The sequence below is a fragment of the Amazonocrinis nigriterrae CENA67 genome (assembly GCF_016056305.1).
Taxonomy (GTDB): domain Bacteria; phylum Cyanobacteriota; class Cyanobacteriia; order Cyanobacteriales; family Nostocaceae; genus Amazonocrinis; species Amazonocrinis nigriterrae.
The window spans coordinates 180,229-192,932 of record NZ_JAECZC010000001.1 but is presented as its reverse complement, the minus strand read 5'-3'; the positions used below and the strand labels follow the sequence as shown (position 1 = coordinate 192,932).

The window sequence follows — 12,704 nt, the reverse complement described above, 5'->3', positions numbered from 1 at the left end:
CATTCTCATGAATATATTGCGTTTCACGCCCTTACCTATGAACGAACAGCGTCAGCAAACCTATCTCAACCTCATTCGCAGTTTGTTAGATGCTCCCAGTGGTAAAGAACCAGAGATTTTAGCAGCACACCAAGATTTACTTGATGCTGGCTTGGTGCAGAAGGTAGAAGAAGTAGCACAAATGTATTCCCAACACGGTGATGAAAAGACAACAAATAAGTTGCAAAATTTGGCAATGCAACTACGGGAAGCGTTAAATCTAGAGACTCAAGTAGATTTGCAATCTCTGAGTGAGGAGAAGACAGAAGCATATTTTCAATTCTTGATGCAGGTACTACAAGCAATCGCAGGCAACGAAGGTAATCCCCAGATAGTTTACCCTTTGTTGGCAAAGAATACAGACAAACTTGATGGAGTATTTGCAGAAATACTACGTCGTTGGGCAACAAATACACTTAAGGAAGCGAAAGCAGATGAGGCGAAATATTTAGCAGCAGTTATTGGTTTTAGCAATCTAATTCAGCAATTCCCCTTGGGTGACAAAGCCAGCAATATAGAAATTTCTATCACTGGCTACGAAGTCGCGTTAACTGTCAGAACCAGGGAAGCTTTGCCTATTGATTGGGCAGCAACGCAAAATAATCTCGCTGTTGCCTACAGCAATAGAATCAAAGGCGACAGAGCAGAGAACATCGAAAATGCGATCGCTGCATATACTGCGGCTTTAACTGTCTACACCAGGGAAGCTTTGCCTGTTGAATGGGCAGCAACGCAAAATAATCTCGCCAATGCCTACAGGGATAGAATCAAAGGCGACAAAGCAGAGAACATCGAAAATGCGATCGCTGCATATACTGCGGCTTTAACTGTCAGAACCAGAGAAGCTTTGCCTGTTGATTGGGCAATGACGCAAAATAATCTCGCTCTTGCCTACAGCGACAGAATCAAAGGCGACAGAGCAGAGAACATCGAAAATGCGATCGCGGCTTCTACTGCGGCTTTAACTGTCAGAACCAGAGAAGCTTTGCCTGTTGAATGGGCAATGACGCAAAATAATCTCGCTCTTGCCTACAGTAATAGAATCAAAGGCGACAGAGCAGAGAACATCGAAAATGCGATCGCTGCATATACTGCTGCTTCAACTGTCTACACCAGGGAAGCTTTGCCTATTGATTGGGCAAGAACGCAAAATAATCTCGCTGTTGCCTACAGCAATAGAATCAAAGGCGACAGAGCAGAGAACATCGAAAATGCGATTGCGGCTTCTACTGCGGCTTTAACTGTCTACACCAGGGAAGCTTTGCCTGTTGATTGGGCAATGACGCAACTTAATCTCGCTCTTGCCTACAGTAATAGAATCAAAGGCGACAGAGCAGAGAACATCGAAAATGCGATCGCTGCATATACTGACGCTTTAACTGTCTACACCAGGGAAGCTTTGCCTATTTATTGGGCAACAACGCAAAATAATCTCGCTGCTGCCTACAGCGACAGAATCAAAGGCGACAGAGCAGAAAACATCAAAAATGCCATCGCTGCATATACTGACGCTTTAACTGTCAGAACCAGGGAAGCTTTGCCTATTGATTGGGCAGCAACGCAAAATAATCTCGCTGTTGCCTACAGCGATAGAATCAAAGGCGACAGAGCAGAAAACATCGAAAATGCCATCGTTGCTTATACTGCTGCTTCAACTGTCTACACCAGGGAAGCTTTGCCTATTGATTGGGCAAGAACGCAAAATAATCTTGCTCTTGCCTACAGCGATAGAATCAAAGGCGACAGAGCAGAAAACATCGAAAATGCCATCGTTGCTTATACTGCTGCTTTAACTGTCTACACCAGGGAAGCTTTGCCTGTTGATTGGGCAATGACGCAACTTAATCTCGCCAATGCCTACAGTAATAGAATCAAAGGCGACAGAGCAGAGAACATCGAAAATGCGATCGCTGCATATACTGACGCTTTAACTGTCTACACCAGGGAAGCTTTGCCTCAAGACTATGTAGAAACTTTGTGGGGACTGGGAACTGCTTACCAAAATGCAAACAAATTTGATTCAGCATACAATGCTTTTGAGTCTGCCATTGACACAGTAGAATCTTTACGGGAAGAAATAGTATCTGGTGAAGAAAGCAAACGCAAACAAGCGGAACACTTTAACAATATTTATAGCCGTATGGTAGAAGTTTGCTTGCAGTTAAATAAGATTACCGAAGCAATAGAATATGCTGAATGCAGTAAAACTCGCAGTTTAGTTGAGCAAATCCTCGAACGCGACACTAAAACCATCTTCCCTCCAGAAGTATTCACTCAACTAGAAAAATACAGGGATGACATAGCCGTAGGACAATATCAAATCCAAAATGGTAAAGCGGAAAATCCCCAGGAATTAGCACAACATCTCCAAGAATTGCGACAGCAGCGTAACGAATTGCAAAACCGCTATTTACCCGTTGGTTATGGTTTTGATTTTAATTTATTTCAAGCTACGTTGCATGAGAATACAGTCATCATTGAGTGGTATATTCTGAATGATAAAATCCTGGCGTTTATTGTCACCAAAACAGGAGAAGTAACAGTTTGGCAATCCCAGGCAGAAGATTTCAAAGCTTTAGAAAATTGGATAAATCAATATTTACAAAATTACTATAATCAAAATGACCAATGGCTGAATAGCTTAGAGTCAGCACTTCAACAATTAGCGACAATTCTACACATTGATGAAATAATTGCCATCATCAATCAGCGATCAAAGCATTGTAATCAACTCATTTTAATTCCTCATAGGTTCTTGCATCTATTCCCCCTTCATGCCCTACCAATCAATCAAAATGCTGCAAGTTATTCTAGTCTTCTAGATTTATTTACTGGTGGTGTGAGTTATGCACCCAGTTGTCAATTACTGCAACAAGTACAGCAACGCCAACGCCGTGATTTTCAATCCCTCTTTGCAGTTCAAAACCCCACAGGCGATTTAAACTATACCGATTTAGAAGTACAAGTTATTCAAAGTTATTTTAATGCTACCAATGTCTTGAACACAGACGCAGCGACACTCGCAGCAATTAATCAATTTAATCAATCTGAGTTAAATACTTACAACTGCGCTCACTTTAGTTGTCACGGTTATTTTAACTTGAAAAAAGCTAGTCAATCTGGTTTAATTCTAGCCAATACAGCAGTCGCAGACACCGCAACAAAATCTAACCCTGAACGTTATCTAAATGTACGCGCTGGAGAAACTCACGATTTAGAAAAATGTCTGACGTTAGATAAAATATTTGCTTTGCAATTAGAAAACTGTCGCCTCGTCACCCTTTCTGCTTGCGAAACTGGATTGATTGATTTTGACAATTCCAGTGATGAATATATTGGTTTACCTAGCGGTTTTTTGTTAGCAGGTAGTCCCAGTGTTGTTAGTTCTCTCTGGACAGTAGATGACCTTTCCACTAGCTTTTTAATGATGAAATTCTATGAGAATTTATTTAAACTTGATAATCTAGAAGCTGGAGATGTTGCCGTAGCTCTAAAGGAAGCTCAAACATGGCTACGAAATCTAACGGTTGAGGAAGTAGTCAAGTTTTGGGAAGAGAAAAAGATACTTGCTCAATTGAGAAAAGGACAAGTATTAATATATGAGGAATCTTTGAAAATAATTAAGCAACGTCAACCCTTACCTTTTGCAAATCCTTACTACTGGGCTGGATTTATCGCTTCTGGACGTTAAGCACCAGATTCAGGGACTTTACAAAAATTTTTCGCACCCAATTTAAACACCAATATACTAAGTCCAGTAGCAGTACCCAAAGGAATACCTGTACTAACAGCCAATGGTTCTATAACAGGAGCAATTAATCCTGATTCTAAAAACTCTCTGACTTCCTCTTGACAAACAAATTGGCGAATTTTTTCTAACCAATCATTCAATCCTAATCCTCTATCTGCTTGCTGTGCAGTTTCCCGCATAACCAGCAGTGGAACAGCATCATCTAAATAACCTTCACACTCTTCTATAGCATCCAAAGCCGCTAAAGCCTCTGGACTATCCGCCAATTGGCTGCGAAACTGACTAATTTCTTCTGGTGTAACGGTAAGCATTTTATAGGTTTAAGCAGTAAATACACGAATAACTAGATAATTATACATTTCATGCCCGATCTAGAAATATGCAAATTTTGATCGCACAACATCAACAATAGAAACAATGTTGCAGGCGATCGCACAAATTTTTTTGACAACCAGATCAATTTAGAGGCTTGGTTAATTTCACACGTTTTTCTGGTCTTAGCATTAACCCTTCTGTAGCTTTGCCATTTCCGCAAACGGCATTCTGCATCTATGACAACACCCATCCTCCCACAGCGCAGGCATTTTGAAACGAGCTTCACAGTTTCGACACTTCGCTAAAAGCTTGATTTGATGACGATCGCACCCTCCTGTTTCTTTAAACTGCCACTCAATCCGGTGACAAGGTGTTTCTGCATAACAAGCCCCACATAACCGAATGGTTTGATGCTACATCCCCACTCCAGCAGGCGGCAGCATTTCACCTAACCTTTGGGCATTTACTTCTACTACAGATGCGATCGCCTCCAACTCTTTTTGGCTAGGGCGAGGATTAAAATAAAATCGCTCCCACCTTGCTACCACTGCACCAATCCCTGCCAAACTACCCAACGCACTGGCAGATAAATGGTTAGCACGTCTGAACCTACCAAGAAAATGGCTTAAGCTCTCTCCTTCATAGGGTTCAATCAAGAATAGCCAAGGTTCAACATCTGGTGCTGGCATTATTTGTACTCTGCTGCTACTTCCTGTAAAACAGCCTTGTCAATCTTCTTCAATCCCCTTGATAAAGAACGAATTGCAGCTTCCCTAAGAATTTCATCAAGGCGACCAATGTAGCCTTCAGTTGCTGATGTGAGAATCCTTAGCATCTCCTTGCTCGTTAGATTGGAAGATACTGGCAGTTTCAAAACCATTTGTTCCCACGTTTCTACAGTCTTCTTGAAATCCTCTCCCGACAATTTACCAAAGCGCAGATGCGCCCGAAAGCGTTCTAGAACCTGTTCATCCCGCTTGATTACCGCATCCAAACGGTCTGTTCCTACCAGTACTACAGCAATTCCTAAATCTTCAGCAATATCTTGCACAGAGCGCAAAAGTTTCAGGTTTAAGACGGTCAGCTTCATCAATAATTAGCATCTCTACACCGCAACCCTTGAGTATCTCTATAGCCCGATCTCGGAAATCAGATACTGTTCCTTTTGTTACCCGATATTTGAGGTACTCAGTAATCTTTTTAAACAAATCCTTGGGGCCACATTTTTGGTGAGGTCGAATATAAACTACAGGCACAATCGGAGGTCGTCCAGGTGACTGCTGAGGTTTGTGTCTGTATCTGTAGGCATCACAAGCAACTGTCTTACCAGTTCTCGATTCCCCAACTACCCGACAACATTTTCTTGCCTTGCGCTTGCCATCTAACCAATCATGGAGAGTTTTTACCTGCTGTAATGGAACAATACTCTTACCCTTAAGACGGGCAATTTCAACTTGTAACCAATCTTCATCCGGTTTTACCCCACCCAACTGCTGGGCGATACCTTCGGCACACTTCGTGAACGCACTCGCATCTGTCATTGTTTACAACCCATATTCTTCACGAAGTTGTTCATAGTCCCACACCTCAATTTCTTCGTATTGAGATTGATCTGTTTGTGTAGATTCCACTTCATCGGGTTCAACTACTTGGGATGGCAAGGACTCAGTTTTACCTTCATCAACCGCAGCAGATCGCAAAATAGCCTGTTCCAATTTTTGACGCTCTTTACGGCTTTTCTTGGTAGTTACAAGAGCATCACGATCTATAACTTCTTGCAATAAAGATTGGTTACTGATAGTTTTGCCTACGGTGCGGAGTCTGCGACTTGCTGCAAGAGCTTCATCTAATGAGAGTTGCTCCGTCTCCAAACCTTGAGCATGAGCGCGAGTCAGAAATACTTCCTGATTTTTTTCCTGGCGATAAACCAAAATTGTTGTAATGTCTCTGGGGTCAAATCTTAAGTTCACAGTTTCTCCGGCGTAACCTGCTAAATACTCCCCCCGATACATTAAATTTTGAAACTGCAAGTATCCTCCTCTTTGCACTGTGCGCCGTGACTGCTTCATCAGGCAGATATCTAAATCTCTTTCTGGGATTGGTACAGGCACTGTAGGCAACCCTGCTTCCCAACGGTCAAAGCGAGTTTGATCGCCCATTCGCGCATCAATACTTTGGTTGTAGCGGTCAACGATGTAGCGAACAAGTAACTGTTCTAGTTCTCGCAAAGTAAGTTTTGCATCCTTGTGTGCATCTTCTGGGCGTTCCTGAACATTAGATCCGGTGTACCCAGGAAGCGTTGAAAATAGTTGCTCATTCAATGTCTTGAAGGGACGTTCAACTACTCCACCTTCAGAAGGGCGATCGCGTAAATGACAGACAAATCCTAGTTGCGCCCCAATCTGACTCAAGTGGTTAGAGCGAAAGTCTTTACCACCATCAGTATAAAAGTGTTCTGGCTTACCGTAGGTTCCCCATTCGCAGTGCAGTTTGTACTCTAAACCGTATCGCTTCGGCAAAATCGCATGACGTAATGCTAACGCTACTACTTGAGAACTTGGTGCATCAAATCCCAAGTTTATACCCATAATGCAACGAGAGTAGGTGTCAATGACTGTTGTTAGCCAAGGACGACTTAGAATATCACCATGTTGATCTACCAGCAACACATCTACACGGGTATGGTCACATTGCCAAACATGGTTACTGTAATCTACAGATAAATCTTTCCCTTCACGGGTTTTAACCGAAAGCGTAGTTCCTCTCCAACCTGGGCTACGGATACTTTTAGCTTTTTCTTGCTTTTCCAATAAAGGTGCTAATACCCGTAACACGGTTCTGTAATTAGGCGGCTTAGAGTCCTCTAATTCACGGGCTTTAGCCTGAACTCTAAGGGCAACTTGTTTAGGGGTCATGCGTTTACTACCCTTATTGCCCTCCCTATAAGTCTTGAGAATAAAGTTTTCCCAAAACTCACCAATTCGATGCTTTCCTTTATCACCCCTGCCAGTTTGAGTGAGTCCGACTACGCCATCTTGCTCCCACTTTTTGACCAGCCGCTGCACAGTTCGCACCGATACACCTAGATTTTCCGCAGCTTCTTTCAACTTCTGCCCATAGGTAGTGCGATCGCATGGTTCCAGCAAACTTTGGATTACCTCTAGCTTGAGTTGGGCTGACTCTGAAAGTTCTATGACAATCACATTACTCTCAAGAGGTCGATCGCTTTCTCCTTGTAATCCTTCTGTAGGAATTGCCGAGGTATGAACAGCTAAATCAGGATTTTGCTGACTGTTCATAATACATAAGTTTTTTATGAATACATATTGTTATTCTAAGTCTACAGAAAACGACAGTCAATTTGTCATTATGAAAATATACAAAAGCTTTTTTCTCGCCAATAAAGCGACACCTAATTTGTCACAATTACGGATGATGACATTTATTTTGTCACTACAAAGAGGTTATGCTAAAACTCCGAAAGCGCTATAGTCTATACTCTACAAGGATTTTAACGATGACAATAATTTGTCACGACGACAGATAATTAGTCACTGTACAATTTTCAAGGTTCGGCATTTTATCAATCAGGTTTTTTAGTAAAAATTTTAGGCTGTGATATTTACGGCAACTTTGTTGAGGTAACGCTAATCTTTCGCTTTCTCTTCTCGGCTACCTGGAATTAGCTGTTTTGCCTGTTGTATGACAATTTCGATTTTAGCTGCTTGTTTTTGAAAGATAGAAATCAATCTACTATAGTGGTGAAGTTTGTTTAACTCAACAAAAAAGGTATTATTGAGTATGATTTCTTCATTATGGCTAATCTGCCTTTAAGCTAATTACTAATAAACTTGTGGGTTCCTTTCAATTAAATACTATTAAAGCAGTAATCAAAAAAACAAATTCAAAGGTATATTTGTATTTTGATTCACAAAAATTTAGTTTATAGTTTTTGCTTAAATATCTGGAATACCAACTTGTTCATCAAAAACAAATATAAATATTTTTATTGAAATTAATTAATTTTTGTATATTTTGAGTCATAATAACGAAAATAGTTATTATATCTATCCTATCGTGATCCAAAAACAAATTGAAAATCCAGTCAATCCAGTATTTGCCAACCATGAAACTTTTCATCCTCGTTTTGGGTGGTTGAAAAAAGGATTTGATGCAGCCAATAAAAATCCAGGAATTTTCTTACAGGATGATGCACCTGTACATTTGGGTGTTGGTAAAAATATGGTACGTGCTATTCGTTATTGGTGTAGTGCTTTCAAAATTATTGATAAGAATAATTACCCGACAACATTTGGAGAAAAACTTTTAGGTAACAATGGATGGGACTCTTATTTAGAAGATCCGGCATCATTATGGTTATTACATTGGAATCTGTTAAAACCTACTTGTGAAGCTGCTGCTTGGTATTATATTTTTAATATATTTAGGGATTTAGAGTTTACAAAAGAAGATATTTTAACAGGATTGAAGGATTATATCAGGAATTTCAACAAAAATATTGCGGAATCTTCTTTTGTTAAAGATGTAAATTGTATTTTACGAATGTATGCTACACAGGATTTGATTCGAGACAATACCCCAATCGAAGATTCTATTGATTGTCCTTTTAACGAACTGGGTTTAATACGTCATTTTGGAAAAAATTATCAGTTTAAAATTGGTGCAAAAGCAAATTTACCCGTACAAGTTATAGTAGCTACTTGTTTAAAATATGCTAGCTGGGTAAGTCAGGGAAGAGAGACAATCAATATCCCTAGTCTACTTTATGATGAGGGTAGTCCAGGGATGGTGTTTAAGTTGACAGAAAATACTTTATGTGAGGCTATTGAGACAGTAGCTAAAGAATTTGATGCGATAATTCTTTCTGATACTGCCGGCTTAATTCAGTTATCTTTTACTGATGAACCAAAGATTTTAGCTGAAAAAATTTTAGAGCAATATTATCATTCTTGATAAAAATTAGTAAAAACATGACTAATAAAAAGCTATCCCATTATTTCAATCTTCAGCGTCGCTATTCTCGTTCAATCAATTTAGAAAGAGATTTAGATAGTGTAGAAGCATTAGAGGGTTATGTTCTGACTAAAAGAGCAATTGATTCTCTCAAACGCATTGTAAATAGTTTTAATTCTGATGTAGGAAATAGAGCTTGGACTTTAACGAGTGTCTATGGTACTGGCAAATCTGCTTTTGCTCATTATTTAATTTCACTATGTGCTAATCCTCAAAATAAAATGCACGTTAAAGCTTTAGCAATAGCTGAAGATAAATTAGGTAAAGATAATGATATCTATCAATTAATACAAGAAAAAATTAATCCAGTAGGATTAATTAGGGCTGTAGCTACGGGACAAAGAGAACCGATTAGTCATACCATTATCAGGGCTTTGTTAACAGGTGTTGAAAGTTTTTGGACTGCTAGCCAAAGGAACAAAATTAATGTTGTTCGTCAGTTGGTAGATTTAGGAGCAGAAATTAATGGTGGAGGTAAAGTTGATAGTAAAGAAATTCCTAATTTGGTGTTAGAACTAGCCAAGGAATCTCAAACTGGAATTTTTATTATTATTGATGAACTGGGTAAGAATTTAGAGTATGCTGCTCATGTTCAATGAGATGAAGATTTATATCTTTTACAACAATTAGCTGAATTACCAAAAGATAGTAAAACTCCTATTTATATTTTAGGTATTTTACATCAAGCTTTTGCAGAATATAGTCAAAGATTAGCAACGGTTCAACGAAATGAATGGGCAAAGATTCAGGGGCGGTTTGAGGATATTGCTTTTACTGAATCATCTGGACAAATGATGAGTTTAATTGGTCAAGCAATTGACTCTTCAGCAGCAGACCCAATAATTTGTGCAATTCGCAATTATTCTGAGGAATGATTTCAACATTTAGAATCAACAATTGTAGATGAAGAAGTAACTGATGAAGTTATCAAAGCAGTTTATCCTCTACATCCTTTATCTGCTTTGGCATTACCAACACTGTGTCAGCGTTATGCACAAAATGACCGTTCTTTATTCACATTTTTAACTAGTAGGGAACCTTTATCATTTCGTAATTTTCTAGAAGAAGTAACAGTTAAAGATGATTATTTGCCAAATCTGAAATTAGATCGAGTTTATGACTATTTTATTGAAGCCGCAGGAATGGGTTTAGCTTCCAGACCTAATTTGCAAAGATGGGTAGAAGTTCAAGATTTAATTAGTGATGCTACTAACCGTTTAGAAGAAGATAGTCTGAGGGTACTAAAAAGTATTGGGATTTTGAACTTGATTACAGTTACAGGTTCCATGAGGGCGACTCGAAGTTTAGTATCATTAGCAATGTGCGATCGCCCTTCTCAAACCCAGATTAATTATTGGCAACAAATTATTGATCAACTACTAAAACAGAACCTAATTACTCATCGTCGTCAATTGGATGAATTACGGATTTGGCAAGGTTCTGATTTTCATGTTGATAGTGAGTTAAATAATTACATAGAACAAGAGCGATCGCCTATAGTTAAACTATTATCTGTCTATCGTCCTCTCAAACCTCTAGTAGCACAACGTCACAGTTATCAAACGGGCACTTTACGTTATTTTGAACGCCATTATTTAGATAATTCCCAAGATTTGCATCAATTACATTGTAGTAGTGTAGATGCAGATGGTTTTGTGGGGTATTGGCTAGATGAAGAAATTCCTAATTCTGTTCCTTCCACAACTACTGATGGTAAACCATTGGTAATTTTGAGTGCAGCTAACTTAGATATTTTGCGAATTCGTACCTTAGAATTTGTAGCTTTAAGTAATATCAAAAGAACGGCTAAAGAGTTGCAAACTGACGGTGTAGCGAGAAAAGAGGTAAATTATCGCGCTAAAGAAGCTGAAGGATTTTTAGATGAGACTCTGAATCAATCCTTCAGTATAGGGGTAAATCAGCAATGTTGGATACAAGGACAAGTCGAAAGAATCAACAACATTACTGACTTTAATAGTAAGCTTTCTGATATTTGCGATCGCGTCTATCATCGCAGTGCAATTTTGTGGAATGAATTAATTAACCGTCGAGATTTAACCTCTCAAGGGGTGAAAGCCAGACGAGAATTAATTCAGGCTATGTTGGAACATCAAAATGAAGAGAAGTTAGGCTTAGAAGGTTATGGGGCTGAAGTGAGTATGTATTATTCTCTGTTAGAACAAACAGGGATTCATCGTCAGGAAGATGATTATTGGGATTTTTACCCACCATTGGAAGATTCGGGTTTAAATTCGCTGTGGGAAGCGGTTGAGGATTTTTGTTTAGCAGCAACAGAAAAAAGCCAAAGTTTTGATCTACTTTATCAATGTTTAGCAGCACCTCCCTACGGTGTGAAACAAGGTGCAATTCCTGTTATTTTAGCAGCGGTACTTTTATATCACGCTGATGATTTGGGACTTTATCAGGACGGGACATTTATTCCAGTATTAGGAACAGAACATTTTGAATTATTAGTCAAATATCCTGAACGGTTTGCTGTTAAGTATTTTGCAGTAGTTGGGTTAAGGGCGGAAGTTTTTAAAGAATTAGAAGCTATTTTACGCAATCCCCAGTTAAAAAAATTGAGTAAAGTGCGTAATGCAACTTTGTTAACAGTGGTTACTCCTCTTTATCAATTTGTCAAAAAACTGCCTAAATATACTCAACAAACTCGACGGCTTACAGATGAACCTAGAGCAATTTTAAAGGCATTACAAACTACTGTTGAACCTGATGAATTATTATTTAAAGCTTTACCAATAGCTTGTAATCTACCTCCCATTGGCACCGCACCGAAGCCGGAGATGATGGGGTGACAGCGAAAAATTTACGCACTAAGTTAGTTCATGCCCTCAGAGAGATTCATACGGCTTACGATCATTTATTGAGTGATTGTCAAAAACTGATTTATGAAGGCTTTGGTGTCAGAAGTCAGGAAACAAAACTCAGGGAAGATTTGCGGGTAAGGGCGAATTATTTAGCGGAAAAATGTATTGAACCCTTACTAAAACGCTTTATTCGTGCAGCATCGGATGAAACTAAGAGTGATTCTCAGTGGTTGGAAGCTTTGGTGATGATTGTAGCGGATAAACCTGCTGAGTCGTGGACAGATGAAGATGCGATCGCTTTTGAAATGAAGTTAGCGGATTTGGTGCGACGATTTAAGAATCTGGAAGCTTTGCAAAAGGAAGTCGCCGCCAAAGGCAAAGGTTTTGAAGTCCGACGAATTACCATAACTCGTCCCGATGGTAATGATCTCAATCGAATGGTATGGGTAGATCATGGCAGAGAATTGCAAGTTGAGGAGATAGTTGACAAAATTCTGGATCAATTACCTGATGATCAGCAGTTACGACAAGCGATTTTAGCAAAGTTGAGTGAACGGATTTTAATTTCTGATTTGCTAGATGCAGTTACTAAAATTGAAGAGAAGCGAGTTGATGAAAATATCAAAGGTAAAAGCTTCGGATAAAAGAGGAATTTTTTAAATTCAAATTTTGTTTAAAAAAGTCGGAGAAACTATCCCCGACTAAGTTATCAAAAATCTACTAGTGATGATTTATCC

Annotated in this window: 9 protein-coding genes and 1 pseudogene; 5 read left to right on the top strand and 5 right to left on the bottom strand. The window is 39.2% G+C overall.

Going from position 1 to position 12,704, the window contains the following annotated elements; genetic code table 11:
- Window positions 1-7 precede the first annotated feature (7 nt).
- A complete protein-coding gene (locus tag I8748_RS00840) occupies window positions 8-3,730 on the top strand; it encodes a CHAT domain-containing protein (protein ID WP_225896270.1) in 3,723 nt (1,240 codons plus the stop codon).
- Here I8748_RS00840 and I8748_RS00835 read toward each other — a convergent pair.
- From I8748_RS00835 to I8748_RS00820, 5 genes and pseudogenes are all read right to left on the bottom strand, one after another.
- The gene (locus I8748_RS00835) at window positions 3,727-4,101 is read right to left on the bottom strand and encodes a hypothetical protein (RefSeq protein WP_198122808.1); all 375 of its coding nucleotides are present in this window, start codon (window positions 4,099-4,101) and stop codon (window positions 3,727-3,729) included. The genes I8748_RS00840 and I8748_RS00835 overlap by 4 nt on opposite strands.
- Window positions 4,102-4,293: 192 nt before the next feature.
- A pseudogene (locus I8748_RS36190) lies at window positions 4,294-4,794 on the bottom strand (TniQ family protein).
- Window positions 4,794-5,195, bottom strand: coding sequence for a TniB family NTP-binding protein (locus tag I8748_RS35575; RefSeq protein WP_263975710.1), 402 nt, complete (start codon window positions 5,193-5,195; stop codon window positions 4,794-4,796). Before I8748_RS35575 ends, I8748_RS36190 begins: the two are co-directional and overlap by 1 nt.
- Window positions 5,140-5,646 carry a TniB family NTP-binding protein gene (locus I8748_RS35570; RefSeq protein WP_263975709.1) on the bottom strand — a complete coding sequence of 169 codons (507 nt, stop codon included), beginning with the start codon at window positions 5,644-5,646 and terminating at the stop codon, window positions 5,140-5,142. Before I8748_RS35570 ends, I8748_RS35575 begins: the two co-directional genes overlap by 56 nt.
- A gap of 3 nt (window positions 5,647-5,649) precedes the next feature.
- The gene (locus I8748_RS00820; protein WP_198122807.1) at window positions 5,650-7,404 is read right to left on the bottom strand and encodes a Mu transposase C-terminal domain-containing protein; all 1,755 of its coding nucleotides are present in this window, start codon (window positions 7,402-7,404) and stop codon (window positions 5,650-5,652) included.
- A gap of 778 nt (window positions 7,405-8,182) precedes the next feature.
- Between I8748_RS00820 and I8748_RS00815 the strand changes: the two genes are divergently transcribed.
- The 4 genes from I8748_RS00815 to I8748_RS34860 all read left to right on the top strand — a co-directional run bounded on the left by I8748_RS00815 (window position 8,183) and on the right by I8748_RS34860 (window position 12,611).
- A complete protein-coding gene (locus I8748_RS00815; protein ID WP_318781171.1) occupies window positions 8,183-9,079 on the top strand; it encodes a DUF4007 family protein in 897 nt (298 codons plus the stop codon).
- A 17-nt stretch (window positions 9,080-9,096) separates the two neighbouring features.
- Window positions 9,097-9,738: a hypothetical protein gene (locus I8748_RS34870; RefSeq protein ID WP_225896269.1), complete on the top strand. Its 642-nt coding sequence runs from the start codon at window positions 9,097-9,099 to the stop codon at window positions 9,736-9,738.
- 363 nt (window positions 9,739-10,101) lie between these two features.
- The gene (locus I8748_RS34865; protein ID WP_225896268.1) at window positions 10,102-11,955 is read left to right on the top strand and encodes a hypothetical protein; all 1,854 of its coding nucleotides are present in this window, start codon (window positions 10,102-10,104) and stop codon (window positions 11,953-11,955) included.
- On the top strand, window positions 11,952-12,611 hold the full coding sequence (locus I8748_RS34860; protein WP_225896267.1) for a hypothetical protein: 660 nt from the start codon (window positions 11,952-11,954) through the stop codon (window positions 12,609-12,611). Before I8748_RS34865 ends, I8748_RS34860 begins: the two co-directional genes overlap by 4 nt.
- The last annotated feature ends 93 nt before the right edge of the window (window positions 12,612-12,704 follow it).

What these genes read in the sequence shown, in the direction of transcription:
- I8748_RS35570 (WP_263975709.1), bottom strand. Translation starts at nt 5,646, where the DNA reads ATGACAGATGCGAGTGCGTTCACGAAGTGTGCCGAAGGTATCGCCCAG.
- I8748_RS00835 (WP_198122808.1), bottom strand. Translation starts at nt 4,101, where the DNA reads ATGCTTACCGTTACACCAGAAGAAATTAGTCAGTTTCGCAGCCAATTG.
- I8748_RS00820 (WP_198122807.1), bottom strand. Translation starts at nt 7,404, where the DNA reads ATGAACAGTCAGCAAAATCCTGATTTAGCTGTTCATACCTCGGCAATT.
- I8748_RS35575 (WP_263975710.1), bottom strand. Translation starts at nt 5,195, where the DNA reads ATGAAGCTGACCGTCTTAAACCTGAAACTTTTGCGCTCTGTGCAAGAT.
- I8748_RS34870 (WP_225896269.1), top strand. Translation starts at nt 9,097, where the DNA reads ATGACTAATAAAAAGCTATCCCATTATTTCAATCTTCAGCGTCGCTAT.
- I8748_RS00840 (WP_225896270.1), top strand. Translation starts at nt 8, where the DNA reads ATGAATATATTGCGTTTCACGCCCTTACCTATGAACGAACAGCGTCAG.